At 71.2% G+C, this 25,465-nt stretch carries 22 protein-coding genes; 8 read left to right on the top strand and 14 right to left on the bottom strand.

The annotated features are described in order from the left end of the window. Nucleotides 1-5: 5 nt before the first annotated feature. From F0U47_RS01525 to F0U47_RS01515, 3 genes are all read left to right on the top strand, one after another. Nucleotides 6-884, top strand: a complete 879-nt coding sequence (locus tag F0U47_RS01525) for a GNAT family N-acetyltransferase (RefSeq protein WP_223162614.1) — start codon at nt 6-8, stop codon at nt 882-884. A 64-nt stretch (nt 885-948) separates the two neighbouring features. Further along, a complete protein-coding gene (gene nadA, locus F0U47_RS01520; RefSeq protein WP_149748545.1) occupies nt 949-2,133 on the top strand; it encodes a quinolinate synthase NadA in 1,185 nt (394 codons plus the stop codon). Between the two features lie 25 nt (nt 2,134-2,158). Beyond that, on the top strand, nt 2,159-2,749 hold the full coding sequence (locus tag F0U47_RS01515; RefSeq protein ID WP_246159365.1) for a DUF3043 domain-containing protein: 591 nt from the start codon (nt 2,159-2,161) through the stop codon (nt 2,747-2,749). Nucleotides 2,750-2,767: 18 nt separating this feature from the next. Here F0U47_RS01515 and F0U47_RS01510 read toward each other — a convergent pair whose 3' ends face one another. Further along, nucleotides 2,768-3,763: an aldo/keto reductase family protein gene (locus tag F0U47_RS01510; protein ID WP_149748544.1), complete on the bottom strand. Its 996-nt coding sequence runs from the start codon at nt 3,761-3,763 to the stop codon at nt 2,768-2,770. A 49-nt stretch (nt 3,764-3,812) separates the two neighbouring features. Between F0U47_RS01510 and F0U47_RS01505 the strand changes: the two genes are divergently transcribed. Further along, nucleotides 3,813-4,355, top strand: coding sequence for a GNAT family N-acetyltransferase (locus tag F0U47_RS01505; RefSeq protein WP_149748543.1), 543 nt, complete (start codon nt 3,813-3,815; stop codon nt 4,353-4,355). A gap of 27 nt (nt 4,356-4,382) precedes the next feature. On the opposite strand, the gene F0U47_RS01500 is transcribed toward F0U47_RS01505, so the two are convergent. Continuing rightward, nucleotides 4,383-6,338 (bottom strand): PTS mannitol transporter subunit IICBA, encoded by a 1,956-nt coding sequence (locus F0U47_RS01500; protein WP_149748542.1) that lies wholly within the window; start codon nt 6,336-6,338, stop codon nt 4,383-4,385. Nucleotides 6,339-6,524: 186 nt separating this feature from the next. On the opposite strand from F0U47_RS01500, the gene F0U47_RS01495 reads away from it, so the two are divergent. Further along, nucleotides 6,525-7,583 (top strand): zinc-dependent dehydrogenase, encoded by a 1,059-nt coding sequence (locus F0U47_RS01495; protein WP_149748541.1) that lies wholly within the window; start codon nt 6,525-6,527, stop codon nt 7,581-7,583. Between the two features lie 22 nt (nt 7,584-7,605). Further along, entirely contained in the window at nt 7,606-8,373 is a 768-nt protein-coding gene (locus F0U47_RS01490) for a DeoR/GlpR family DNA-binding transcription regulator (protein ID WP_149748540.1), read from the top strand. A 193-nt stretch (nt 8,374-8,566) separates the two neighbouring features. Here the strand turns inward: F0U47_RS01490 and dapB are convergent, their stop codons facing one another. Then, nucleotides 8,567-9,322 carry a 4-hydroxy-tetrahydrodipicolinate reductase gene (gene dapB / locus F0U47_RS01485; RefSeq protein ID WP_246159364.1) on the bottom strand — a complete coding sequence of 252 codons (756 nt, stop codon included), beginning with the start codon at nt 9,320-9,322 and terminating at the stop codon, nt 8,567-8,569. 80 nt (nt 9,323-9,402) lie between these two features. Between dapB and F0U47_RS01480 the strand changes: the two genes are divergently transcribed. Next, nucleotides 9,403-9,921 carry a class I SAM-dependent methyltransferase gene (locus F0U47_RS01480; protein WP_149748539.1) on the top strand — a complete coding sequence of 173 codons (519 nt, stop codon included), beginning with the start codon at nt 9,403-9,405 and terminating at the stop codon, nt 9,919-9,921. A gap of 20 nt (nt 9,922-9,941) precedes the next feature. On the opposite strand, the gene F0U47_RS01475 is transcribed toward F0U47_RS01480, so the two are convergent. The 4 genes from F0U47_RS01475 to F0U47_RS01460 form a co-directional block, all read right to left on the bottom strand. Then, nucleotides 9,942-11,309: a M16 family metallopeptidase gene (locus F0U47_RS01475; RefSeq protein ID WP_149748538.1), complete on the bottom strand. Its 1,368-nt coding sequence runs from the start codon at nt 11,307-11,309 to the stop codon at nt 9,942-9,944. 7 nt (nt 11,310-11,316) lie between these two features. Next, entirely contained in the window at nt 11,317-13,539 is a 2,223-nt protein-coding gene (locus tag F0U47_RS01470) for a polyribonucleotide nucleotidyltransferase (protein ID WP_149748537.1), read from the bottom strand. A 222-nt stretch (nt 13,540-13,761) separates the two neighbouring features. Then, on the bottom strand, nt 13,762-14,037 hold the full coding sequence (rpsO, locus tag F0U47_RS01465) for a 30S ribosomal protein S15 (protein WP_149748536.1): 276 nt from the start codon (nt 14,035-14,037) through the stop codon (nt 13,762-13,764). A gap of 115 nt (nt 14,038-14,152) precedes the next feature. Next, the gene (locus F0U47_RS01460; protein WP_149748535.1) at nt 14,153-15,094 is read right to left on the bottom strand and encodes a nucleoside hydrolase; all 942 of its coding nucleotides are present in this window, start codon (nt 15,092-15,094) and stop codon (nt 14,153-14,155) included. 32 nt (nt 15,095-15,126) lie between these two features. Here F0U47_RS01460 and F0U47_RS01455 point away from each other — a divergent pair, with 32 nt between their 5' ends. Beyond that, complete coding sequence (locus F0U47_RS01455; RefSeq protein WP_149748534.1) at nt 15,127-17,247, top strand: molybdopterin-dependent oxidoreductase; 2,121 nt, start codon at nt 15,127-15,129, stop codon at nt 17,245-17,247. Here the strand turns inward: F0U47_RS01455 and F0U47_RS01450 are convergent. From F0U47_RS01450 to F0U47_RS01420, 7 genes are all read right to left on the bottom strand, one after another. Further along, nucleotides 17,234-18,247: a hypothetical protein gene (locus F0U47_RS01450; RefSeq protein ID WP_149748533.1), complete on the bottom strand. Its 1,014-nt coding sequence runs from the start codon at nt 18,245-18,247 to the stop codon at nt 17,234-17,236. The two genes, F0U47_RS01455 and F0U47_RS01450, sit on opposite strands and share 14 nt — an antisense overlap. A 3-nt stretch (nt 18,248-18,250) precedes the next feature. After that, nucleotides 18,251-19,207 (bottom strand): bifunctional riboflavin kinase/FAD synthetase, encoded by a 957-nt coding sequence (locus F0U47_RS01445; RefSeq protein WP_149748532.1) that lies wholly within the window; start codon nt 19,205-19,207, stop codon nt 18,251-18,253. Nucleotides 19,208-19,212: 5 nt separating this feature from the next. Beyond that, the gene (gene truB / locus F0U47_RS01440; RefSeq protein ID WP_149748531.1) at nt 19,213-20,073 is read right to left on the bottom strand and encodes a tRNA pseudouridine(55) synthase TruB; all 861 of its coding nucleotides are present in this window, start codon (nt 20,071-20,073) and stop codon (nt 19,213-19,215) included. Next, nucleotides 20,070-20,522 carry a 30S ribosome-binding factor RbfA gene (gene rbfA, locus F0U47_RS01435; RefSeq protein WP_149748530.1) on the bottom strand — a complete coding sequence of 151 codons (453 nt, stop codon included), beginning with the start codon at nt 20,520-20,522 and terminating at the stop codon, nt 20,070-20,072. Before rbfA ends, truB begins: the two co-directional genes overlap by 4 nt. 73 nt (nt 20,523-20,595) lie before the next feature. Next, on the bottom strand, nt 20,596-23,394 hold the full coding sequence (gene infB, locus F0U47_RS01430; protein ID WP_149748529.1) for a translation initiation factor IF-2: 2,799 nt from the start codon (nt 23,392-23,394) through the stop codon (nt 20,596-20,598). Nucleotides 23,395-23,527: 133 nt separating this feature from the next. Further along, complete coding sequence (locus F0U47_RS01425; RefSeq protein ID WP_281290954.1) at nt 23,528-23,869, bottom strand: YlxR family protein; 342 nt, start codon at nt 23,867-23,869, stop codon at nt 23,528-23,530. Between the two features lie 49 nt (nt 23,870-23,918). After that, nucleotides 23,919-25,463, bottom strand: coding sequence for a beta propeller repeat protein (locus F0U47_RS01420; protein WP_149748528.1), 1,545 nt, complete (start codon nt 25,461-25,463; stop codon nt 23,919-23,921). Nucleotides 25,464-25,465: the final 2 nt, after the last annotated feature.

Here is a 25,465-nt window from a genome sequence, read left to right as displayed (position 1 = left end):
GCCGGGTGACCGAGGTGCGGATCCGACCCATGCTCCCCGACGACGTCGCGGCGGCGGAGCAGATCAGCGACGAGGCGTTCTACGAGCTCGACGCGCGCACCTACCCGCGCGACTGGCCCGCGCCGGAGCGGCGGACACCGGAGCACACCGGGCGCTGGATCTCGCGGACCCTCCGCTTCCTGGAGAACGATCCCGGCGGCTGCTGGGTCGCCGAGGACGAGACCGGCGTGGTCGGGTTCGCGACGTCGTTCGTCCGCGAGCAGGTCTGGTGCCTGGCGACGTACGCCGTGCGCCCCGGCCTGCAGGGGCAGGGCGTCGGCGCGCGGCTGCTCGCGGCCGCGGACGCCTACGGCGCACACTGCGCCGGCGGCCTGCTCTCCGCGTCGGTCGACCCGCGCGCCGTGCGTCGCTACTGGCGCGCCGGGTTCGAGCTCCACCCGCAGATGCTGCTGCGGGGCAGGGTCGACCGGCGCCGGCTGGCCGCCCCGGAGGGCGTCCGCGACGGCCGACCTGACGACGTCGCCCTGATGGACGCGATCGCCCGCGACCTGCGCGGCGGGGGCCACGGCCCCGACCACGCGGGGCTGGCCGAGATGGCCCGCCCGCTGGTCGCCGAGACGCGCAGCGGGCGCGGGTTCGCCTACACCGACGGCGCCCGGCTCGCCGTGCTCGCGGCGACCGACGAGGCGACGGCGCGCTCCCTGCTGTGGGCCTGCCTCGCCAGCGCCGGGGAGGAGTACCTGGTCCCCCACGTGACCGGGGCGAACCTCTGGGCCGTCGACGTCGGGATGTCCGCCGGCCTCGAGCTCGCCCAGTCGGGCTATCTCGGCGTACGCGGAATGGCACCACCCACGCCGTACGTTCACAACGGTGCCCTGCTCTAGGCGTGCGCTGCCCAGCGCTCAGCCACGAATCGGCGCCCGCCCAGGCGCAGAATAGGATTCGACCATGACCACCGTCGACCTCCCGCTGCTGCCGCTCGGCCGCGGCACCGACCAGCTCTCCGAGCGTGGCGTCGAGTGCCCGGGCGACCTGCCGGCGGCCTCCGACCCCGACCTCGTCGCGCGGGCACGCGCGGCCAAGGAGGCGCTCGGGGACAGGGTGTTCGTGCTGGGTCACCACTACCAGCGCGACGAGGTGATCCAGTTCGCCGACGTGACCGGTGACTCGTTCAAGTTGGCCCGCGACGCGGCGGCCCGGCCGGAGGCGGAGTACATCGTCTTCTGCGGCGTTCACTTCATGGCCGAGTCCGCCGACATCCTGACCGGGCCGCACCAGCAGGTCATCCTCCCCGACCTCGCGGCCGGCTGCTCCATGGCCGACATGGCCCGGATCGCACAGGTCGAGAAGGCCTGGGAGGCCATGGCTGCGGCTGGCGTCCAGGACCAGGTCGTCCCGGTCACCTACATGAACTCCAGCGCCGACATCAAGGCGTTCTGCGGTCGCAACGGCGGTGTCGTCTGCACGTCGTCGAACGCCGAGGTGGCGCTCGACTGGGCATTCGAGCAGAAGGGCGCTGACAACTCAGGCACAAAGGTCCTGTTCCTGCCCGACCAGCACCTCGGCCGCAACACCGCCGTGCTCAAGCTGGGCCTGAGCCTCGACGACTGCGTCGTCTGGAACCCCTTCAAGCCCAACGGCGGGCTGACCGCCGAGGAGCTCCGCGACGCCAAGATGATCCTGTGGAAGGGCCACTGCTCCGTGCACGGCCGCTTCTCCGCCGACGTGATCGACGAGCTGCGCGCGAAGATCCCCGACCTCAACGTGCTCGTGCACCCCGAGTGCCAGCACGAGGTGGTGCTCAAGGCCGACTTCGTCGGGTCGACCGAATACATCATCAAGACCGTCGAGGCGGCCCCGGCGGGCTCGAGCTGGGCGATCGGCACCGAGCTCAACCTGGTCCAGCGGCTGGCCGACGCCCACCCGGACAAGAACATCGTCTTCCTGGACCGCAACGTCTGCTACTGCGCGACGATGAACCGCATCGACCTCCCCCACTTCGTGTGGGCGATGGAGTCGCTGGTCGAGGGTGTCGTGGTCAACCGGATCGAGGTCGACCCGACGACCGAGCGGGAGGCGCTGGTCGCGCTCCAGCGGATGCTGGACCTGCCCGGCAAGAGCCACCGCGACTGACACCAGACCGCTGACAAAGGGGCCGATGAGCGTGTTCCGCCGTACCAAGTCCGAGCCCGAGCCGGTCGGGACCGAGGTCTCCAAGCCGGGCGGCAAGGGTCGCCCGACGCCGAAGCGCAAGGAGGCCGAGGCGCTCGCACGGGCCAAGGCACGGACGCCGCGCACGCGCAAGGAGCAGGCCGCGCGTGAGCGCGAGGTCCGGACGGAGAACAGCCGCAAGATCCGCCAGGCGATGAAGACCGGCGACGAGCGCTACCTGCTGCCGCGCGACAAGGGCCCTGTCCGCCGGTTCATCCGCGACTACGTCGACAGCCGGTTCTCGCTGGTCGAGCTGCTCATCCCGCTGCTCATCATCAGCATGGTCCTCGGCTACTCCGGCCAGCCCACGCTCCGCCAGGCCAGCACGCTGATCATGATGGCGACGTTCCTGTTCGTCATCGTCGACATGGTGGTCCTCCGCTTCCGGCTGCGGAGGGAGCTCACCCGCCGGTTCCCGGGCGAGCCGCTCAACGGCACGACCTACTACGCCGTGATGCGGTCGCTGCAGATGAAGTTCATGCGGATGCCCAAGGCAAAGGTCAAGATCGGCCAGACCCTCCCCGACGACTACCGCTAGACCGGCGCGAGCGCGTCGCTAGAGCCGCGGCGACCTGGTGAGCGCCGGGTCGGAGGTCACGACCGGGCCGACCACGTCGTCGATGGCGCGCATCGTCGCCTCGTCGAGGACGACGCCGGCCGCCTTGACGTTCTCGGTGACCTGCTCGGGGCGCGAGGCGCCGATGATCGCGGCAGCGACGTTGTCGTTCTGCAGCACCCAGGCGACGGCGAGCTGAGCCAGGGTGAGCCCGACCTCGTCTGCGATCGGCCGCAGCTGCTGGACCTTCTCCAGCACGTCGTCCTCGAGCCAGCGCGAGATCATGTCAGCGCCGCCCTTGTCGTCGGTCGCACGGGAGCCGGCCGGCGGCGCCTGGCCCGGGAGGTACTTGCCGGTCAGCACGCCCTGCGCGATGGGCGACCAGACGACCTGGCCGATCCCGAGCTCGCGGCTGGTCGGCACCACCTCGGCCTCGATGACCCGCCAGAGCATGGAGTACTGCGGCTGGTTGGACACCAGCGGCACCCGCAGCTCGCGGGCGAGCTCGGCGGCGGCCCGGATCTCCTCGGCGCGCCACTCCGAGACGCCGATGTAGAGCGCCTTGCCGGCCCGGACGACGTCGGCGAAGGCGACCATCGTCTCCTCGAGCGGGGTGCCGTGGTCGTAGCGGTGCGCCTGGTAGAGGTCGACGTAGTCGGTGCCGAGCCTCCGCAGCGAGCCGTCGATCGACTCCATGATGTGCTTGCGGGAGAGCCCCTTGTCGTTGTGGGCGCCGGGGCCGGTCGGCCAGAAGACCTTGGTGAAGATCTCGAGCCCCTCGCGCCGCTCCCCTGCCAGCGCCTTGCCGAGCACGCTCTCCGCCGCGGTGTTGGCGTAGACGTCGGCGGTGTCGAAGGTCGTGATGCCCTCCTCGAGGGCCTGCCGGACACATGCCAGGGCGGCGTCCTCCTCCACCTGGGAGCCGTGGGTGAGCCAGTTGCCGTAGGCGATGGCCGAGATCTTCAGGCCACTCGCACCGAGGTTGCGGATCTCCATGTCGCCGACCCTATCCAGCCGCTCGAACCGGTCCTGCGAGGATGAGCGCATGACCACGTCCGACGTCTCCGTCCGCGTGGCCTGGGCCCAGGACGCCGCCGCCATCGCGGCCGTGCAGCTCCGTGCCTGGCAGCGGCGGTACGACGCACTGCTGCCGGGCCTCCTCGCCGAGCGAGGGCTCGACCCGGAGACCCACGCCGCGGCCTGGCAGCAGACACTGGCCCGGCCGCCCGAGGCACGTCACCGCGCGCTCGTCGCGCTCGAGCGGGTGCGGGTGGTGGGCTTCGCGCTGACCGGCCCGGCCACCGACCCCGACGCCGACCCGGCCGTCGACGGCGAGCTCGGTGAGTTCACGGTCGACCCCGACCACACCCGCCTGGGCCACGGCTCCCGGCTGCTCCAGGCGGCCGTCGAGACGCTGCAGGCCGACGGCTTCACGCGCGTGGCCTGCTGGGTGGACAGCACCGACGACGACACCCGGGCCTTCCTGACCGGGGCCGGGTGGGCCCCCGACGGCGCCAGCCGCGAGCTGACCGACGAGACCGGCGCGGGAACGGTCAAGCAGGTGCGCCTCCACACCGCCATCGCCTGACCGCGCCCGCGGTCCCCGGTCGGTCCCTCAGGCCGGCTGCGCAGCCCCCAGGACGGCGACGACCTCGTCGGGAGAGGACGCCGCCTCGAGCCGGGCGACCTGCTCCTTGTCCAGGAAGATCTCGGCGATCCGCGCGAGCAGCTTGAGGTGGTCGTCACCCGCAGCAGCGACACCGACCACGAAGCGCACCTCCTTGCCGTTCCAGTCGATCCCCTCGGGGAAGCGGACGAAGGACACCGCGGTCCGCCGGATCGACGACTTCGCGTCGTTCGTGCCGTGCGGCAGCGCGAGCCCGTTGCCCATGAAGGTGGACACCGACTTCTCCCGGGCGTGCATCGCGGCGACGTACGACGCGTCGACGGCCCCAGCCGCCACGAGCAGCTCACCGGCGGTGGTGATGGCATCGTCACGGGAGCCGAAGGCGGGGTCGAGGACGACCGACTCAGGTGCGAGGAGCGTGCTGCCGAGGTCGGTGGTGGTGGTCTCCGCCTCGCCAACTGACCCGGGGTCCGCGGGAGAGTTCCGCTCCTGGAGCAACGCGATGATGTCGTCGTACGCCGGGCTGTCCATGAAGTTCTCGACGGACACGTGGATCGCCGAGCCGGTCTGCCGCCGGGCGCGGTCGGTGAGGTCCACGTGCGAGACCACCACGTCATAGGTGTCGGTCAGGTTGGCGATCGCCTTGTTGACCACCGTGACGTCCGGGTAGCCCGCGGCCTGGACTTTCCTCCGCAGCACGGACGCACCCATCGCCGAGGACCCCATGCCCGCGTCGCAAGCGAAGACGATCGACCGGATCGGCCCGTCGCCCCGGCTTGCGCCGAGCGCCGAGGAGGCCAGCGACCGCTTGCCCTTCATCGCCTCCATCCGCGCGGTGGCAGCTCCGAGGTCCTCGTCCCCGGCCGGACGCCGCTCGCTCTTGAGCAGCAGGCTGGCGACCGCGAACGTGACCAGGGCCGAGAGCAGCACGGAGAGCGTCACGCCGACGTAGCTGTCGCTCGCCGTCTGCGCGAAGACCGCCACGATCGAGCCGGGGGCAGCGGGAGCGCGGAGCCCGACGTCGAAGGCCACGTTGACGAACACGCCGGTCATGCCGCCGGCGATCATCGCGACGATCAGCTTCGGCTTCATGAGCACGTAGGGGAAGTAGATCTCGTGGATGCCGCCGAAGAAGTGGATGATCGCAGCGCCCGGTGCCGAAGCCCTCGCAACTCCGGACCCGAAGACCATGTAGGCGAGGAGGAGGCCGAGACCGGGACCCGGGTTGGCCTCGAGCAGGAACAGGACCGACTTGCCCTCCTCGGCAGCCTCCTGGATGCCGAGGGGCGTGAGCACGCCGTGGTTGATCGCGTTGTTGAGGAAGAGGACCTTGGCCGGCTCGATCAGGAGCGACGTCAGCGGGAGCACGCTGTTGTCGACCAGGAAGTCGACCATCGAGCCCAGCCACGAGGTGACCTCCCGCAGCGCCGGGGCGAGGACGAACATGCCGGCGATCGCCATGACCGCTGCGAGGATGCCGGCGGAGAAGTTGTTCACCAGCATCTCGAAGCCCGGCTTGATCTTGTGGTGCCACAGCCCGTCGAGCCGCTTCATGACGAGCGCGGTCAGCGGGCCCATGATCATGGCGCCCAGGAACATCGGCGCCGCGTTGCCGTCCGCACCGATGAGGATCGGGTCGCTGGTGCCCATGATCACGCCCATTGTCGCCATCGCGCCGACGACGCCTCCGCGCACCTCGTAGACGAGGACGCCACCCGTGTAGGCGATGAGGATCGGCAGCAGGTAGAAGATCGTCGGGCCGACGAGCGTCGCGATCTTCTCGTTGGGGGTCCACCCGTCGGGGATGAAGAACGCGGTGATCAGGCCCCACGCGATGATCGCCCCGATGTTCGGCATGATCATGTTCGACAGGAAGGTGCCGAACCGCTGGATCCGGACGCGGACGCCACCTCGGGTCGGTGCCTGCGAAGTCGTCGTGGCCATAGCTGTGCTCCCTGCCGGGCTGGACGGACGTGACGCCCGTCACGAGGATCTGTGAATGCCTTTGTATCTCGCCCGTTTTCGCCCGTCAAGCCCCGTAGGCCACAAATTCGAAGGCCCAAACCCACACAAATGCGGTATCGTGCCCGGGCAGGCAACGGAATCCGGGCACCACAGGAGGGCACACCGATGAAGGCACTTCGCTTCTATGCACCCGAGGACGTGCGCGTCGAGGAGGTGCCGGAGCCGGTGTGCGGCCCGGACGAGGTCAAGCTCAAGGTCCGCAACTGCTCCACGTGCGGGACTGACGTGAAGATCCTCCACAACGGCCACCAGAACCTCACCCCGCCGCGGATCACCGGCCACGAGATCGCCGGCGAGGTGGTCGAGGTGGGCGCCGACGTCAACGCGACGTACGGCGTCTCCTGGACCGTCGGCGACCGCGCGCAGGTCATCGCCGCGGTCCCGTGCGGCGAGTGCTACGAGTGCCGGAAGGGCTGGATGGCCGTGTGCCAGAACCAGACCTCGGTCGGCTACCAGTACGACGGCGGGTTCGCCGAGTACATGATCGTCCCCCGCCAGGTGCTGGCCGTCGACGGCCTCAACCGGATCCCCGACGGCGTCGGGTTCGCCGAGGCCTCGGCGGCGGAGCCGCTCGCCTGCGCGATCAACGCCCAGGAGCTCCTCGGGATCGAGGAGGGCGACACCGTCGTCGTCTTCGGCGCCGGCCCGATCGGGTGCATGCACATCCGGCTCGCTCGCGGTGTCCACCGCGCCGGCGCCGTCTACCTCGTCGACGTCAACGCCGACCGGCTCGCGATGTCGGCCGAGGCGGTGCACCCGGACGAGGTCATCGACGGGTCGCAGCTCGACGTCGTCCGGAGGGTGCTCGAGCTGACCGGGGGGCGTGGCGCCGACGTCGTGATCACCGCGACCGCCGCCAACGTCACCCAGGAGCAGGCGATCGCGATGGCCGCCCGGAACGGGCGGATCTCCTTCTTCGGCGGGCTGCCGAAGACCAACCCGACGATCACCTGCGACTCGAACGTCGTCCACTACCGCCAGTTGCACATCCACGGCGCCAACGGGTCCGCTCCCGAGCACAACAAGCGCGCGCTCGACTACATCGCGAGCGGCCAGGTGCCGGTCACCGACCTGATCACCGAGCGGGTTCCGCTCGAGCGGGTGCTCGACGCTTTCGCCATCGTGGAGAAGGGCGCGGCGATCAAGGTCACCGTCGAGCCCTGAGCACCGTGATAGGACAGCGTCTGTGTATGCCGAGGAGCGTCAGCAGGCCATCGCCCAGCTGGTGACCGAGACCGGCCGCTGGTCCGTCAACGACCTCGCGTCGCGGTTCCGGGTCACCACCGAGACCGTGCGCCGCGACCTGTCCACGCTGGAGCGGATCGGGCTCGTGCGACGGGTGCACGGAGGTGCGGTCGCCGGTGACCGGCTCGCGGTGATCGACACCGCGATCGGTGAGCGGGACATCGCCCACGCGGACGAGAAGGACCGGATCGCGCAGGCCGCGGTCTCCCAGCTGCCCGCCGCCGGCGGGTCCGTGCTCCTCGACGCCGGAACGACGACGTCCCGCTTCGCGGCGGCGCTCCCGTCCGACCTGTCGCTGGTGGTCATCACGCATGCGGTGCCGGTCGCAGCCCGGCTGGCCGCCCGCGGCACCATCGACCTCCACCTGCTGCCCGGCCGGGTCCGGCCGACCACCCAGGCGGCGGTCGGGGCAGGGACGGTCGCCGCGCTCGGCGAGGTGCGGGCCGACCTCGCCGTCGTCGGCACCAACGGCCTGACCCTCGACTACGGCCTCTCCACCCCCGACATGGAGGAGGCCGCGGTGAAGCGGGCGATGGTGCACAGCGCGCGCCGCGTGGTCGTGCTCGCCGACTCGTCGAAGATCGGCGTCGAGAGCCCGACCCGGTTCGCCACCATCGACCAGCTCGACGTGCTGGTCACCGACGACGGGATCGACCCCGAGGACCGCGCCGCGCTCGAGAAGGCCGGCATCGAGGTGATCGTGGCCTGAGACGGCCCGGTACGCCGAAGGGGTGCGCCGCCCGTGGGCGACGCACCCCTGGTGCAGGCCTGTCGTCAGCTCACGTTCACGGCGGTCCATGCCGCCGCGACGGTCGCCCTGTCGCACCAGGACATCGGGACGGCCAGCGATCCGGCGGTGCAGGTTCCTGCACGGCACGAACCTGCAATTCGGGTCAGGTGTCCTACAGGTCGAGGAAGTGCTCGAGCCCCACGGTGAGTCCGGGGTGGTCGGCGATCTGGCGGACCCCGGTGAGCACGCCCGGGGTGAACGACACCCGGTCAAGCGAGTCGTGGCGGATGGTGAGCGTCTCTCCCGCGCCGCCGAGGACGACCTCCTGGTGCGCGACCAGGCCGCGGATCCGCAGCCCGTGGATGTGGATGCCGTCGACCACCGCGCCGCGGGCGCCCTCCAGCGACGTCGAGGTCGCGTCGGGCACGGGCGGGCTGCCGGCCTCGCGCCGGGCGGCGGCCACCAGCTCCGCCGTACGTCGTGCGGTGCCGCTGGGTGCGTCCGCCTTGTCCGGGTGGTGCAGCTCGACGATCTCGACCGACTCGTAGAACGGCGCCGCGACTGCGGCGAAGCGCATCATCAGGATCGCGCCGATGGAGAAGTTCGGCGCGATCAGCACGCCGGTCGCCGGGCTGCTGCCGAGCCAGCCGCCGAGGACGTCGAGCCGGTTCGGGTCGAAGCCGGTCGTGCCGACGACGGCGTGGATGCCGTGGTCGATGCAGAACTCGAGGCTGTCCATGACCACGTCGGGGTGCGTGAAGTCGACCACGACCTGCGCGCCCTCGGACACGAGCGCGTCGATCGGGTCTCCCTGGTCGATCGCGGCCACCAGCGCCAGGTCCTCGGCGCCCTCGACGGCCCGGCACACCTCCGACCCCACCTTGCCGCGGGCACCCAGCACACCGACCCGGATCTGACTGCTGTCCACGACGTCCAAACTAGTGCCTGGGTGGTCTCGTCACCCTGTCGGTCCCGCGCTCTGGGCTCGGCTTCTGGCAGGCTGGGCCCATGGCGGTGCAGACGATCCCGGCCCGGATCCGCTGGGCAGTGGACTTCATCGACGTGCAGCCCCAGGACCACGTCCTGGAGATCGGCTGCGGGTCGGGTCATGCGGCCGACCTCATCTGCCGGCGTCTCGAGGGCCGCGGCAAGATGTTCGCCATCGACCGCTCGGAGGCCGGTGTCGACCGCACCAAGAAGCGGTGCGCCGCTCACATCGACGCCGGCAAGCTGACGGTGCGCCAGATCGACCTCGCCACGCTCCGGGTGCCGGTGAAGCGCCTGACCAAGGTCTTCGCGTTCGACGTCAACCTGTTCTGGGTCCGCGACTGCAAGGACGAGGTCGCCCTCCTGCACGAGCGGGTCCTCCCCGGAGGCTCGGTCAACCTGTTCTTCGACACCAGCCGCCCCGAGCAGGTCCCGGAGATCATCACCAAGTCCGCCGAGGCCCTAACCGAGGGCGGGTTCCGCGTCTACATCGCGACGTCCGACAAGCCGCCGGTCGTCGGGATCATCGGCCGCAGGTAGCGACCGGTCTTCCCGGAGCGTCAGGGGCCGACGACCGCGAGCAGCTCGGGCCGTGAGAAGACGTCCTGCGCGATGGCCCGCACGTCCTCGAGGGTGACGGCGTCGATCCGCGCCATGACCTCGTCGATCCCCAGCACCTCGGCATAGACGAGCTCGGCCTTGCCGAGCCGCATCATCCGGGAGCCGCTGTCCTCCAGCCCGAGCACGAGGCCACCGACGAGCTGGCCCTTGCCACGGGCGAGCTCCTCGGCCGTGATGCCGTGGGCCGCTATCCGGGACAGCTCGACCCGGACGACCTCGAGCACCTCGTCGAGCCGGTCCGGCAGACAGCCGACCGCGACGCCGACCAGGCCGGAGTCGGCGTAGTGGCTGGCGAACGAGTAGACCGAGTAGGCGAGGCCGCGGTGCTCGCGGACCTCCTGGAACAGCCGGCTCGAGGTGCCGCCGCCGAGAGCGGTGTTGAGCACGCCGAGCGCGAACCGCCGGTCGTCGTCGCGCGGGAGGCCCTCGGCGCCCAGCACGACGTTGACCTGCTCGAACGGCCGGGAGATGCGACCCTCGCCGCCCTTGATCCGCGGGTGCCGCTTGCCGGCGCGGGGGCCGACCGGATCCGCGGCGCCCGCGAGGAAGTCGTGGCGCCGGAAGGACTTGCGGATCGCCCGGACCACCTCGCCGTGGTCGACCGCTCCGGCGACGGAGACGACCATGTTGTCCGGCCGGTAGTGCTTGCGGTAGAAGCGCTGGATCTGGGTGCGGGTCATCGCCTCGATCGACGCCGTGGTGCCCGCGATGGGGCGGCCGAGCGGCCCGTCGCCCCAGGCGAGCTCCGACAGCAGGTTCTGTACGACGTCGTCGGGGTCGTCCTCGTGCATCGCGATCTCGTCGAGGATCACGTCACGCTCGGCGTCGACGTCGTGGATCTCGAGCAGCGACCCGGTGACCATGTCGCCGAGGACGTCGACCGCGAGCGCCAGGTCCTCGCCGAGCACCCGCGCGTGGAAGCAGGTGTACTCCTTGGCTGTGAAGGCGTTGAACTCGCCGCCCACCGCGTCCAGGGCGATCGAGATGTCGAGCGCGGACCGCTCGTCGGTGCCCTTGAACAGCAGGTGCTCGAGGAAGTGGGAGGCTCCGTGGGTCGTCGTCGTCTCGTCGCGCGAGCCGACGCCGATCCAGACTCCGATGGACGCCGACCGGGCGCCGGCCATCTGCTCGGTCACGATCCGCAGCCCGGACGGCAGCACCGTCCGGCGTACCTGCGAGGTCACGTGGCCGGCCGCGTCGCGCACGGTCTCCAGGGTGCGGGTCGAGGCGCGTCCCGCAGCGGAGCTCGGGAGCGCCGACGGCCGGCCAGCGTTGCGCTGGCCGGCCGTCGGAACGGAATCACTCACTTAACGGTCACTCCGAGGCCTCGGCGGCGGCTGAGTCAGCTTCGGCCGCCTCCTCGACCACGGGGACCAGCGACAGCTTGCCGCGGTCGTCGATCTCCGCGATCTGGACCTGGATCTTCTGGCCGACCGAGACGACGTCCTCGACGTTCTCGACCCGCTTGCCGCCGGCGAGGTCACGCAGCTTGCTGATGTGCAGCAGGCCGTCCTTGCCGGGCATGAGCGAGACGAACGCGCCGAAGTTGGTCGTCTTCACGACGGTGCCGAGGTAGCGCTCGCCGACCTCCGGCATCGTCGGGTTGGCGATCGCGTTGACCGCCTGCTTGGCCGCCTCGGCAGCCTCACCGTTGGTCGCACCGATGTAGACCGTGCCGTCGTCCTCGATGGACAGCGTCGCGCCGGTGTCGTCCTGGATCTGGTTGATCACCTTGCCCTTGGGCCCGATGACCTCGCCGATCTTGTCGACGGGGACCCGGATCGTGATGATCCGCGGGGCGTGGACCGACATCTCCTCGGGCTCGTCGATGGCCTCGGCCATGACGTCGAGGATCGCGAGCCGCGCCTCCTTGGCCTGGGTCAGCGCCGAACCGAGGACCTCGGCCGGGATGCCGTCGAGCTTCGTGTCGAGCTGCAGCGCGGTCACGAACTCGCGGGTGCCGGCGACCTTGAAGTCCATGTCGCCGAACGCGTCCTCGGCGCCGAGGATGTCGGTGAGGGCGACGTACTGCGTCTCACCGTCGACCTCGCCGGAGACGAGGCCCATCGCGATGCCGGCGACGGCGGCCCGCAGCGGAACACCGGCCTGCAGCAGCGACATGGTCGAGGCGCAGACCGAGCCCATCGAGGTCGAGCCGTTGGAGCCCATGGCCTCGGAGAGCTGGCGGATCGCGTAGGGGAACTCCTCGCGGGTGGGCAGCACCGGCAGCAGCGCCCGGCGGGCGAGCGCACCGTGGCCGACCTCGCGCCGCTTCGGCGAGCCGACGCGGCCGGTCTCACCGGTGGAGAACGGCGGGAAGACGTACTTGTGCATGTAGCGGCGCGCCTTCTCCGGGGAGAGGGTGTCGAGCTGCTGCTCCATCTTCAGCATGTCGAGCGTCGTGACGCCCAGGATCTGGGTCTCCCCGCGCTCGAACAGCGCCGAGCCGTGGACCCGCGGCAGGATGCCGACCTCGGCGTGCAGCGGACGGATGTCGGCGAGGCCGCGGCCGTCGATGCGGATCTTGTCGCGCAGGATGCTCTCGCGCACGAGCTGCTTGTTGAGCGAGCGGAACGCTGCGCCGATCTCCTTCTCGCGGCCCTCGAACTGCTCACCGAGCTGTGCGAGGACCTGGTCCTTGAGCTCGTCGGTGCGGTCGTTGCGCTCCTGCTTGTCGGCGATCTTCATCGCCTCGGCGAGGTCGCTCTTGACCGCGCTCTCGACAGCGGCGAAGACGTCGTCCTCGTAGTCGAGGAAGATCGGGAACTCCTGGACCGGCTTCGCGGCCTCCTTGGCGAGCTCCGCCTGGGCGTCGACCAGCTGCTTGATGAACGGCTTGGCAGCGTCGAGACCGCCGGCGACGACCTCCTCGGTCGGCGCCTGGACGCCGTCCTGGATCAGCGTCCACGCCGTCTCGGTGGCCTCGGCCTCGACCATCATGATCGCGACGTCGCCGCTGTCGGTGACGCGGCCGGCGACGACCATGTCGAAGACGGCGTTCTCCAGCTGGCTGTGGGTCGGGAAGGCGACCCACTGGCCGTCGATGAGGGCGACGCGCGCGGCGCCGACCGGGCCGGAGAACGGCAGGCCGGACAGCTGGGTGGAGATCGACGCGGCGTTGATCGCGAGGACGTCGTAGGGCGTGTCGGGGTTGAGCGACAGCACCGTGATGACGACCTGGACCTCGTTGCGCAGGCCCTTCTTGAAGGTCGGGCGCAGCGGTCGGTCGATCAGGCGGCAGGTGAGGATCGCGTCCTCGCCCGGCCGGCCCTCGGAGCGGAAGAACGAGCCGGGGATCTGGCCCGCGGCGTACATCCGCTCCTCGACGTCGATCGTCAGGGGGAAGAAGTCGAAGTGGTCCTTGGGGTGCTTGCCGGCCGTGGTGGCCGACAGCAGCATGGTGTCGTCGTCGAGGTAGGCGGTCACCGAGCCGGCGGCCTGACGGGCGAGCAGCCCGGTCTCGAACTTGACGGTGCGGGTGCCGAACTTGCCGTTGTCGATAACGGTCTCTACGGCGGAAATGACGGGTTCAGTCAACTTTTTGACTCTCTCGCATCAAGGTGCGATCCGCGACGCCCGCGTCGTGTGAATCCGATCTTCGATCGAGGCATGCAGGACGCTGAACGACGTCAGCGAGGCCCTGAGTGCCACTACCGAGGATCGGGATCGTGGTGACGCGGATCGCTCCAGTGGATTGTTCGATATTCAGTTGGAATGTAGCGAAGGGACCCACCAATGTGGTGGATCCCTTCGCGAGGATCAGCGGCGGAGGCCGAGGCGCTCCACGATCGCGCGGTAGCGCTCGATCTCGGTCTTCTTCAGGTAGTTCAGCAGCCGGCGGCGCTGACCCACGAGGAGCAGGAGGCCACGGCGGCTGTGGTGGTCGTGCTTGTGCTGCTTGAGGTGCTCGGTCAGGTGGCTGATCCGGTGGCTGAGCAGCGCGATCTGCACCTCGGGGGAACCGGTGTCGCCCTCGGTCGTGGCGTACTCGGCGATGATCTTCTTCTTGGTCTCCGCGTCGGTACCAATAGCCATGCTTGTCGGGGTCCTTCCGGTTCGTTGCGCGGCGCGCCCGGGCATGTCCACCGGGGCACTCTGAGTCCGCGGCCGTTCTACGGCAACCGGTCAAGGCTAACAGCGGTGGGAAACATCACCCAATCGAGGGACCGCGGCCCAGCGCCTCGGTCAACAGGTCCAGGAAGCGGTCGTGATCGGCGCTCAGCGCGACCCGGACGGGCCTGCCCGGACCCTCGTCGGCGAAGGCGAACCGGGTCGCGCCGTACGTCGTCGGGTCGGTGCGCTCCACCCCGACCGACGCCTCGCGGACCGCGACGACACCGGGGTCGAGGAGGCAGACGACGGCAAGCGGGTCGTGCAGCGGCGCGGCGCCGAGCGCGGCCATGGCGGGGTCGCGCTGGTACCACTCGATCCGGGCGTCGACGAAGTCCGCAGCGGTTGCAGCGGCGACCGTCCCGACGTCCCGCAGGCGGGCGGTGTCGGCCGCGGTCAGCGGCGCGGAGAAGGTCGCGTCCATGGTGACGAGCAGGACGTCGCGGAAGCCGGCGGTCAGGACGTCGTGGGCCGCCTCGGGGTCGCACCACGCGTTGCGCTCGGCGTACGGCGTGACGCCCCGCTCCCGGTGCGAGCCGCCGAGCACGACCAGGCCGCCCACGGCGTCGACGATGCGCGGGTCCGCGGCGACGGCGGCGGCGATGTTGGTGAGCGGGCCGGTCGGGACGACCGTGACCGGCTGCGTAGCGGCGCGCAGGGTCTCGACCAGCCACTCGACCGCGGGCGCCCCGGCCGCGGTCGTCGGCGGCGGCAGCGGGAGCGTGGCCGGCAGGTCGGCCCGGCCGCTCGGCAGCTCCTCCAGCCGCGGTCGCACCGGCCGGTTGCAGCCCGGATGGACCCCGGTCCCCGCGGTGCCCACCAGGTCGAGCACCCGCAGCGAGTTGTCGGTCGTGTGCGCGACGTCGTGGTTGCCCCAGACGGTCGTGACGCCGAGCAGGTCGAGACCCGGGTGCAGCGCCGCGACCAGGATCGCGACCGCGTCGTCCGTGCCGGTGTCGCAGTCCAGGATCAACGGGGTCACGCGAGAACCCTAGGTTCTGCCACGATGGCGAGATGGCGGAGCAGCGCGGTGTCGAACAGCGAGTAGGCGTGTGCAACCTGTGCGAGGCCATGTGCGGCCTGGTCCTGACCATCGAGGGCGACCGGGTCACCGGTGCGCGGGGCAACCCCGAGGATCCCCTCTCCCGGGGCCACATCTGCCCGAAGGGCGTCGCGATCGGCGACGTCCACGCGGACCCGGACCGGCTGCGCCGCCCGGTGCGGCGCGACCGCGCGACCGGCGAGTGGACCGAGATCGAGTGGGACGAGGCGTTCGACCTCGTCGCCGACGGCTTGGCGCGGGTGATGAACGAGCACGGTCGCCACGCGCTGGGCATGTACCTCGGCAACCCGAACGTGCACAGCCTCGGCTCGATGACCCACGGCCCCGCGCTGGTGAAGGCGCTGCGGACGCCCAACACGTTCAGCGCGACGTCGGTCGACCAGCTGCCCCACCAGCTCCTCGGGCACCTCATGTTCGGCCACCAGCTGCTGCTCCCGGTGCCGGACATCGATCGGACGTCGTACTTCCTGGTGTTCGGCGGCAACCCGATGGCGTCCAACGGCTCCCTGATGACCGTGCCCGACTTCCCCACGCGGCTGCGTGAGCTCAAGGCGCGCGGCGGGCGGATGGTGGTGTTCGACCCGCGGCGCACGGAGACCGCAAAGGTCGCGTCCGAGCACCACTTCCTGCGCCCCGGCTCGGACCCGTGGGTGCTGCTGGCGATGGTGCGCCAGCTCTTCGAGGACGGCACCGCGGCTGCTCCGTCGTACGCCGTCGGCGTGGATGCCGTCCGGGAAGCAGTCGCGTCGTTCACCCCCGAGCGGGCGGAGCAGCACAGCGGCGTCCCGGCCGGGGAGATCGTGCGGATCGCCCGCGAGCTCGCCGCGGCCGACGGCGGAGTGGCCTACGGGCGGGTCGGCGTCTCCACCCACGAGTTCGGGTCGGTCTGCCAGTGGGCGATCAACCTCCTCAACGTGCTGACCGGCAACCTCGACCGCGAGGGCGGGGCGATGTTCACCTCCCCCGCCATCGACGTCGTCGGCACCGGCCTGGTGGGGCGCGGCGGCCACGGTCGCCGGCACTCCCGGGTCCGCGGTCTCCCGGAGACGGCCAACGAGCTCCCCGTCGCGGCGCTCCGCGAGGAGATCGAGACGCCGGGCGAGGGGCAGATCCGCGCGATGCTCACACTGTCGGGCAACCCGGTGCTGTCCACGCCCGACGGCGCCCGGCTCGACCGAGCCCTGGCCGGCCTCGAGTTCATGGCCGCGGTCGACATCTACATCAACGAGACCACCCGGCACGCCGACGTGATCCTGCCGCCGACGACGGCCCTCGAGCGCGACCACTACGACCTGGTCTTCCACCTCCTAGCGGTGCGCAACACCGCGCGGTTCACCCCCGCGGTGTTCCCGAAGGAGCGCGGTGCCCGGCACGACTGGCAGATCTACCGCGAGCTCGCGCTCCGGGTCACCGATCGGCTGCGCCCGCGGGCACGCCTCGTCGACCGGCTCAAGCTCCGTGCCCGGATGTCGCTCAGCCCGACCCGGCTCATCCAGGTGCTGCTGGCGCGCGGGGGCTCCGGGGCCACCCTCACCCGGCTGAGGAAGAGCCCGGAGGGCGTCGACCTAGGGCCGCTCCGTCCAGGCCAGCTGCCCGACCGCCTCCGCACCCGGGACAAGTCGCTCGACCTCGCCCCCGCCCTCGTGCTCGAGGACCTGCCGCGTCTCGACGCGGCGGCAGCGCCGGCCGACGACGAGCTGCTCCTCATCGGCCGTCGCCACCAGCGCGACTGCAACTCCTGGATGCACAACACGGAGCGGCTCACCAAGGGCCGGCCGCGCCACCAGCTGCTCATGCACCCTGACGACCTGGCGGCACGCGGCCTGGCCGACGGGGCGACGGTGAAGGTGACGTCGCGGGTCGGCACGGTGGAGGTCGACGTGCAGGCGACCGAGGACGTGATGCCCGGCGTCGTGTCGCTCCCCCACGGCTACGGGCACGGGCGCGACGGCGTACGCCTCGGGGTCGCGGACCAGGTGCCCGGCGTCTCGATCAACGACCTCACCGACCCCGAGCGGCTGGACGTCTCCGGCAACGCGGCGCTGTCCGGCGTGCCGGTCACGGTCGCGTGACGTCGCCGTCCTTCAGGAAGCGGTAGGCGACCCGGGCGCTGACCGCCCGCTCGAGCTCGCGGGTCACCGTGGAGAAGAACTGCTTGCGGTAGACGTCGTCGGTGACGGCGTACACCGTGAAGTAGAGGCCGCTGAACGCGGCGAGGAAGACCGACACCCGGACCAGCTCCTGGCTCAGCCGGAGCCCGATCCAGTCGCCGGCGGGACCGGTGAGCGGGTGCACGACGCCGTCGGTGGTCCACGAGCCCACCACCTCCGGGTCCATCGCCACCACACCGAACACGATGAAGAACGCGAAGACGGCGATCGCGAGCAGGAGCACCTGCACCGTCTGGGTGACCAGGAGCACCAGCACCAGGTTGGCCTTCTGCAGGCCGGTCACCTCGGCGTCGACCGCGCCCACGCGCTCGACCCGCGCGGCGATGGACTCGGCGGCCGCCTCCAGCGGCGTGCCGCGGCACGCGTCGAGCAGCTGCTGGCACTCCACCTCCTCGTCGACGGTGTCGAGCTCCTCGGGCAGCCGGGTGAGTAGGAAGCCCACCGCCACGGCTGCGAACAGCAGCACGGTCACCCAGAGCACGCCGCCGTCGAGCGCGGCCGAGACCTGCCACACCTCGGCGTTGATGAAGAGGAAGGTGATGAAGAGCAGCAGCAGCGGGAGCGCCCGCGTCACCAGGGGCACCAGGAGGCCGAGCGAGCGGAACGTACGGCGCACCGCCCAGCCGACGATCAGCCACGCACGCAGCGTCGCGACGGCGTACGCCGCCAGGACGACCCCGGCCGCACTGAGCGCCGCGCCGACCCCTGCCGCCGCACTGAGCGGCACCGCGACGACGACGCCGACCACGACGCCGACGACGGCAGCGATCAGCACGACCGCCGCGACCCGGGAGCGGCGCAGGCCGGCCGCCACGGTGGCGCGGTACGAGTCGACGAAGTAGGGCAGCCCGTGCGCGACGAACCAGTGCTCGGCAGGGTCGAGGGTCTCGCGCGGGGGCATCGGTCAGGCCCCGAGGATCTCTCGGGTCCGCTCGACGTCGTCGGCGATCGCGAGCAGCAGGGAGTCGATGCCGTCGAACCTCACCATGCCGCGGATCCGGTCGACGAACTCGATCTCCACCTCGACGTCGTACAGGTCCAGGTCCTTGCGGTCGAGGACGTAGGCCTCGACCCTCCGGTCTCGCTGGCCGTCGAAGGTCGGGTTGGTGCCGACGCTGATCGCGGCCGGGTGCCGCACTCCCCCGTCGGCGCCGTCGAGCCTGGTCAGCCAGCCTGCGTAGACGCCGTCGGCCGGCGCGGCTGCTCCGGGGACGACGGGGACGTTGGCCGTGGGGAACCCGAGGTCGCGTCCGCGCTTGTCGCCCTCGACGACCGTGCCGCGGGTGACGAACGGGCGACCGAGCGCCTCGGCGGCACCGGCCACGTCGCCGGCCGCCAGGCAGGTGCGGACGTACGTCGACGACCACACCTGGGGGCCGCCGTCGAGCTGGACCGCCTCGACCACGAAGTCCCGCTCGGCGCCCGCCTCACGCAGCGTCTGACAGTCACCGGCAGCGCGGTTGCCGAACCGGAAGTTGGCGCCGACGACGACCGCCTTCGCGTGGAGGGCGCCGACCAGGATCCGGTCGATGAACTCCTGCGGCGTCCAGGCGGCGATGTCCCGCGAGAACGGGACCACCAGGACCGCGTCGACGCCGGCTCCGCCGAGCAGCCGGAGCCGCTCGTCGATCGTGGTGAGCGTCGGGGGCGCGTGCTCGGGCCGGAGCACGGCGATGGGGTGCGGGTCGAAGGTCACGGCCACGACGGTGTCGGCGCCGACCTCGCTCGCCACCTCGCGGGCGCGCTGCACGACGTGCTGGTGCCCGAGGTGCATCCCGTCGAAGTTGCCGATGGTGACGACGGTGCGGCGCGCTGCCAGGTCGTCGGCCGGGACCTCAGCGAACTCTCGCCACACGTGCACGCCGGTCACCCTACAAAGACCGCGGCCGGGCGGGCCCGGCCACCCTCGGGACGGTAGAGCGCGAGGAACTCGCCGCTCGGCGCGAACACGGCGGTCAGGTCGTCCAGCTCGAGCGGCAGCGCGCGGCCGTACCGCACCGCCTGCGCCTGCTCCGGCTCGAGGTCGTACGACGGGAACGCCGCCCGCGCCGCGTCCGCGAGCGACATCAAGTGGAGGTGGTCGAGATCGGTGTTGGCGCTCTCCAGCGTGTAGGGACCGACCGAGTGGCGGCGCAACGACGTGAGGTGCCCTCCGACGCCGAGCGCGGCGCCCAGGTCGCGCGCGATCGCGCGGATGTAGGTCCCGCTGGAGCAGCGCACCCGGATCTCGACGTCGAGGTAGTCGCCCTCGCGGCGGAAGTCGCCCGCCTCGATGGCGTGGACGGTCACCGTCCGCGGCTCGAGCTCGACCTCCTCGCCGGCCCGAGCCCGCGCATAGGCCCGCTTCCCGTCGACCTTGATCGCCGAGACGGTCGACGGCACCTGCTCGATGTCGCCCCTGAAGGCAGCGAGCGCGCTGCGGACGTCCTCCTCGGACACCTGCGCAGCCGACGCGGTCGCCGTGACCTCGCCCTCCGCGTCATCGGTCGTCGTCGCGGCGCCCAGTCGGACGACGGCGGAGTAGGTCTTCTCGGTGAGCATGAGGTGACCGAGGAGCCGGGTGGCGCGCTCGACGCCGAGGACCAGCACGCCGGTCGCCATCGGGTCCAGCGTCCCGGCGTGCCCGACCTTGCGGGTGCCGAGGGTGCGGCGGACCCGCGCCACGACGTCGTGCGACGTCATCCCGGCCGGCTTGTCGACGATGACGAGGCCGGAGGGCGCACTCATCCGAGGTCGTCCTCGTCCTCTTCGTCGACGATCTCGCGCGGCTTCTTGTAGGGGTCGGCCTCACCGGCCGGCCGGGCGCCCTCACGGGCCGCCGCGACCGCGGCGTCGGCCTCGCGGGCCTTGGCCAGCACCTCGTCGAGGTGCCGCGCGCCCTCGGGGATGCCGTCGTACTCGAAGCTCAGCGACGGCACATGCCGCATGCCGAGCTGCTTGCCGACCTCCGAGCGCAGCAGGCCCTTGGCGGACTCCAGCGCGGCTGCGCTGCTCTCGAGGTCGCCCTCGGCGCCGAGGACCGTGTAGTAGATCGTCGCCTGCTGGCTGTCACCGGTGAGCCGGACGTCGGTCACGGTGACGAAGCCGAGGCGCGGATCCTTGATCCGGCGCTCGAGCATCTCAGCGACGATCACCTGGATCCGGTCGGCGATCTTGCGCACGCGGGGGCTGGCCATTCTCAGTTCCTATCAGTACGAAGGCTACGCCGCCCGACCCTCACCGGGCCGGGCGGCGTAGCGCGCGGAGCAACTAGCTCCGCGGGATCTCCTTCATCTCGAAGGCCTCGACGATGTCGCCCTCCTTGATGTCCTGGAAGTTCTTGAGCACGAGACCGCACTCGAAGCCCTCCCTGACCTCCGACGCGTCGTCCTTCTCCCGCTTGAGCGAGGCGAGGTCGAGGTTGTCGGCGACGACCGCACCGTCGCGGAGCACGCGCACCTTGGCGTTGCGTCGGATGACGCCGCCGATGACCATGCAGCCCGCGATGTTGCCGATCTTCGACGAGCGGAAGATCGCACGGATCTCCGCCTGACCGAGGGTCGACTCCTCGAACTCGGGCTTGAGCATGCCCTTGAGCGCTGCCTCGATCTCCTCGATGGCCTGGTAGATGATCGAGTAGTACTTGATCTCCACGCCCTCGCGGTCGGCGAGCTCGGCGGCCTTGCCCTGGGCCCGGACGTTGAAGCCGATGATGATCGCGTCCGAGGCGGCGGCCAGGTTGACGTTCGCCTCGGTGATCGCACCGACACCACGGTCGATGACCCGCAGCGACACCTCGTCGCCGACCTCCAGCGCGGCGAGGGCATCCTCGAGCGCCTCGACCGAACCGGACACGTCGCCCTTGAGGATGAGGTTGAGCTCCTGGCTCTCGCCCTTCTCCATGGAGGCCATGAAGTCCTCGAGGGTACGACGCACGCGCCGCTTCGCCTGGAGAGCCGCACGCTCGCGCGCCTCCCGCTTCTCCGCGATCTGGCGGGCGACCCGGTCGTCCTCGACCACGATGAAGTTCTGACCGGCACCGGGCACGGACGACAGACCCAGGACCATCGCCGGACGCGCCGGGTCGGCCTCGGTCATCTCGTCGCCGTGCTCGTCGAGCATCGCCCGCACCCGGCCGTAGGCCGGACCGGCGACGATCGAGTCGCCGACCCGCAGCGTGCCGCGCTGGACGAGGATCGTCGCGACCGGACCGCGACCGCGGTCCAGGTGCGCCTCGACCACGAGGCCCTGCGCGTCCTGGGTCGGGTTGGCCCGCAGGTCCAGGGACGCGTCGGCGGTCAGGACGATCGCCTCGAGCAGCTTGTCGAGGTTGAGACCGGCCTTGGCCGAGACGTCGACGAACATCGCGTCGCCGCCGTACTCCTCGGGCACCAGGCCGTACTCGGTCAGCTGGCCGCGGACCTTGGTCGGGTCCGCCTCCGGCTTGTCGATCTTGTTGACCGCGACCACGATCGGCACACCGGCCGCCTTCGCGTGGTTGAGCGCCTCGACCGTCTGCGGCATCACGCCGTCGTCGGCCGCGACCACCAGCACCGCGATGTCGGTCGCCTGCGCACCACGGGCACGCATGGCGGTGAACGCCTCGTGACCCGGGGTGTCGATGAAGGTGATCCGGCGGTCGTTCTCGTCGACCTCGGTGTGCACCTGGTAGGCACCGATGTGCTGGGTGATGCCACCGGCCTCCTTGTCGACGACGTTGGCGTCGCGGAGGGCGTCCAGGAGCTTGGTCTTGCCGTGGTCGACGTGACCCATGACGGTCACGACCGGCGGCCGGATGACGAGATCGCTCTCGTCGCCCTCGTCGGCACCGAACTCGAGGTCGAACGACTCGAGCAGCTCGCGGTCCTCGTCCTCGGGCGAGACGACCTCGACCTTGTAGTTGAGCTCGTCACCGAGCAGCTCCAGGGTCTCGTCGCCCACGGACTGGGTCGCGGTGACCATCTCGCCGAGGTGGAAGAGCATCTGCACGAGCGAAGCCGCGTCGACGCCGACCTTGTCGGCGAAGTCGGACAGCGAGGACCCACGAGCGAGACGGATGGTCTCGCCGTTGCCCTTGCGGACCCGCATACCGCCGATCGTCGGGGCCTCCATGGCCTCGAACTCCTGGCGACGCGCGCGCTTCGACTTGCGGCCACGCCGGGCGGGACCGCCCGGGCGACCGAACGCACCCTGGGTCTGACCACGCTGGCCGGGGCGACCGCCACCGGGGCGGCCACCGCCACCGGGACCGAAGCCGGGGCCACCACCGGGGCCACCGCGACCGGGAGCACCGGTGCCGACGCCGCCGCGACCGGGAGCGCCACCGCGACCCGGGGCGCCGCTGCGGCCACCGGGACCGCCGGGGCCGCCGCCGGGACCACCGCGACCGGGACCACGGCCACCGGGACCCTGGCCGAACGTGGCCGGGTTCTTCGGCATCATCGCCGGGTTGGGGCGCGGCATGCCCGGGCGACCGGGGCCGGCGGGCGGACGCGGACCACCCGGTCCGGCCTCACCCTCGCGCGGCGGCGGGGCGGAGGGACGACGTCCCATGCCCTGGCTCGACGCGAACGGGTTGTTGCCGGGACGCGGGGTGCCGCCGGGCTTGCCGACTGGCCGGGGCGCGGGCGCCTTCGGCGTCGGTGCCTTGGGGGCGGCAGGCTTGGGAGCGGACGGCTTCGCGGCCGGAGCGGCAGGCTCCTCGGGCGCGGCCGGCGGCTCCACCTCGGGAGCGACCGGCGCGGGCGCGGCAGCAGCCGGCTCGGCAGGCTCCTCGACCGGGGCGACGGGCTCGGCCGGCTCCGGTGCCTTCGGCTTGGGACCGGGCTTGGGGGCCGCGGCCTTCTTGGCGGCGGGCTTCTCGGCGGCCGGCTTCTCGGCCGCGGGCGCCGCGGAGGCGGACGCCTTCAGCGCCTCGCCGTACTCCTTGCGGAAACGCATCTCCGCAGGGAGCTCCACGGTCGAGCTCGCCGACTTGACGAACTCTCCCATCTCCTTGAATTTCTCGAGAACGAACTTGCTCTCGACTCCGAACTCCTTGGCGAGTTCGTGGACTCGGGTCTTGGCCACGTTTCTCCTTCTGGCCCAAGACCCTTGTCGGGGGAGATCTCAGACCGTAGTTGGATGCTGCAGGTCGAACTGGCTCATCGCGAAGTACTCATCGAGTGCTCATGAGCTGCTGCTCCAGTTTCTTGTCGGTCGGTCACTGCGTGTGCTGGTGCGAGTCGAGGTAGTCGCCCACCGGTGCGCTGGAGAGCCCACCCGCACTCCGTGGTCCCTGGGGGAACAGGGCACGAGCGAAGGCATTCCGGCGTACCGCGAGGTCGTAACACCCGGCGGTGGGGTGCAGGTGTGCTCCCCGACCGGGCGCGGTGCCGTCGGGATCGGGCAAGACGGCCGGTTGCCCGGTCGTCGTGTCCGAGCCGGCGATCACTCGCAACAACTCGCTTTTGGCGGCCCGCTTCCGGCATCCGATGCACGTCCGGACCGGCCCCTCAGGGAGGAGATCGTCCGGCGACGTCGAGATGTTCCGTCGGTGTGCCACCAGCGAGCAACTCTACCCGTTCGGGCCACTGGTTTCCGAAACCGGGGCGTCAGTCGCACCAGAACGGGCGGCCGCCCCGCTCGTAGGTCGCCAGAACCGTGCCGTCCTCCGCCGTGTACTCGAGCGTCGCGTCGCCCCGCACGGTGGCGTAGCCGTAGACGTTCCCGCCGCCCTCGGGGACCGGCCAGCCTTCAGGCGCCGCGTCGCCGGCGCCGGTCTCGTAGCCAGGACCGTCGTCCGTGCGCCGCCACGGTTCGCCACCGAACGAGATCTGCTCGATCCCGCAGTGGGTGTAGAGCGGCAGGTGGTAGCGGACCCCGACCTCGGGCTCCTCCCCGTCGGCCAGGGTGACCAGGTCGACGGTCTCCGGCACCGCCGGCTCGTCGGCCTCGGGCAGGTCCGTGCCGGCCGGCCAGGTGTGCACTGCGACCCCGTCCTGCTCGGCGGCCATCACGAGCAGCCGGCCGTCGCCGGTGCCGACGATCTCGTCGACCTCACCGCCCCCTGGGAGGTCGACGGCCGTCCACTCGGCGCCGTCCTCACTCGCGACGACCCGAGGACCTGGGTCGCGGCCGCACTGATCGAGGTCGGCGTAGCAGACCTCGGGCGTGGACCAGGAGATGTCGTCGACGCCGGTGAGAGTGAAGAACCGGCCGGCGCCGCTCCACAGCGGCGCCCAGCCGTCGGCCTCTTCGTTGACCGGCAGCGACGTGACCGGCTCCCAGGTGAAGCCGCCGTCGTCCGAGCGGATCGCCTGGGCGTCGTCGGTGGCTGCGGTCGCGACGACGGTCGACCCGCGTGCGTGCAGTCCGGAGATCGAGTACGCGTCCCGCAGCAACCGCTCCTCCACCCGCGCCCAGGTTTCTCCGGCGTCCTCGGAGCGCCACAGCACCGCGGTGTCGCCGATGCGACCGGACACGAGCAGGTCCCCGTCGACCATGACGACGTCGCCGGCGTACGACTCGTCGTCGTACCCCTGGTAGTCGGGCACGTCCGGCAGCGGCACCTCCTCGAAGGCGCGGCCGTCGTCGCTGGTCCAGGTCCGAGCCTCGAAACCGCCCGACGACGGGTCCTTCAGGGTCCGGTAGCCCCCGACCGCGACGATCCTGTCGTCCACGACCTCCAGGGCGGTGAGCTCCACGGCATCGGTGAAGCCGGTGACGTCCACCCGCTCCCATGTCAGCCCGTCGTCGCTGCGGAGGGCCATCGGGTCGTAGGTCGGCTCGGTGTCGCCCCTGACCTCGACCGCCCCGGCGTTGCCGAGCGCGAACCAGCTGCCGTCGTCGAGCCGTACGACGTCCCCCAGAGCCGCGTACCGCTCACCGAGCTCGAGCGGCTCGCCCGCCACGAACGCCTCCCCGCCCTCCGACACGTGCGACTGCAGCACCCCCTCGTCGGACAGCATCAGCACCACCGTGTCCTCTCCGTCGCTCACGAGGAGCGTCGGGAAGTCGACCGACAGCTCGCCCCTGAGGTGCTCGGTCTGCCACCGCGCAGGCCCTGCGCTCCCGGGCGGTGCCCCGGAGGTCTGGTCACCGCAACCGGCGACCACTCCACAGGCGAGGAGGAGGACAGGGGCGAGGGCGGCCTTCATGC

This window comes from Nocardioides antri (assembly GCF_008373765.1).
Classification (GTDB): Bacteria; Actinomycetota; Actinomycetes; order Propionibacteriales; family Nocardioidaceae; genus Nocardioides; species Nocardioides antri.
Note: the sequence above shows the minus strand (reverse complement) of the source record. Positions and strands in the feature narration are given on the sequence as shown.

What these genes read in the sequence shown, in the direction of transcription:
- F0U47_RS01455 (WP_149748534.1), top strand. Translation starts at nt 15,127, where the DNA reads ATGGCGGAGCAGCGCGGTGTCGAACAGCGAGTAGGCGTGTGCAACCTG.
- F0U47_RS01450 (WP_149748533.1), bottom strand. Translation starts at nt 18,247, where the DNA reads ATGCCCCCGCGCGAGACCCTCGACCCTGCCGAGCACTGGTTCGTCGCG.
- F0U47_RS01495 (WP_149748541.1), top strand. Translation starts at nt 6,525, where the DNA reads ATGAAGGCACTTCGCTTCTATGCACCCGAGGACGTGCGCGTCGAGGAG.
- F0U47_RS01515 (WP_246159365.1), top strand. Translation starts at nt 2,159, where the DNA reads ATGAGCGTGTTCCGCCGTACCAAGTCCGAGCCCGAGCCGGTCGGGACC.
- F0U47_RS01480 (WP_149748539.1), top strand. Translation starts at nt 9,403, where the DNA reads ATGGCGGTGCAGACGATCCCGGCCCGGATCCGCTGGGCAGTGGACTTC.
- nadA (WP_149748545.1), top strand. Translation starts at nt 949, where the DNA reads ATGACCACCGTCGACCTCCCGCTGCTGCCGCTCGGCCGCGGCACCGAC.
- F0U47_RS01505 (WP_149748543.1), top strand. Translation starts at nt 3,813, where the DNA reads ATGACCACGTCCGACGTCTCCGTCCGCGTGGCCTGGGCCCAGGACGCC.
- rpsO (WP_149748536.1), bottom strand. Translation starts at nt 14,037, where the DNA reads ATGGCTATTGGTACCGACGCGGAGACCAAGAAGAAGATCATCGCCGAG.
- F0U47_RS01500 (WP_149748542.1), bottom strand. Translation starts at nt 6,338, where the DNA reads ATGGCCACGACGACTTCGCAGGCACCGACCCGAGGTGGCGTCCGCGTC.
- F0U47_RS01420 (WP_149748528.1), bottom strand. Translation starts at nt 25,463, where the DNA reads ATGAAGGCCGCCCTCGCCCCTGTCCTCCTCCTCGCCTGTGGAGTGGTC.
- F0U47_RS01510 (WP_149748544.1), bottom strand. Translation starts at nt 3,763, where the DNA reads ATGGAGATCCGCAACCTCGGTGCGAGTGGCCTGAAGATCTCGGCCATC.
- truB (WP_149748531.1), bottom strand. Translation starts at nt 20,073, where the DNA reads ATGAGTGCGCCCTCCGGCCTCGTCATCGTCGACAAGCCGGCCGGGATG.
- rbfA (WP_149748530.1), bottom strand. Translation starts at nt 20,522, where the DNA reads ATGGCCAGCCCCCGCGTGCGCAAGATCGCCGACCGGATCCAGGTGATC.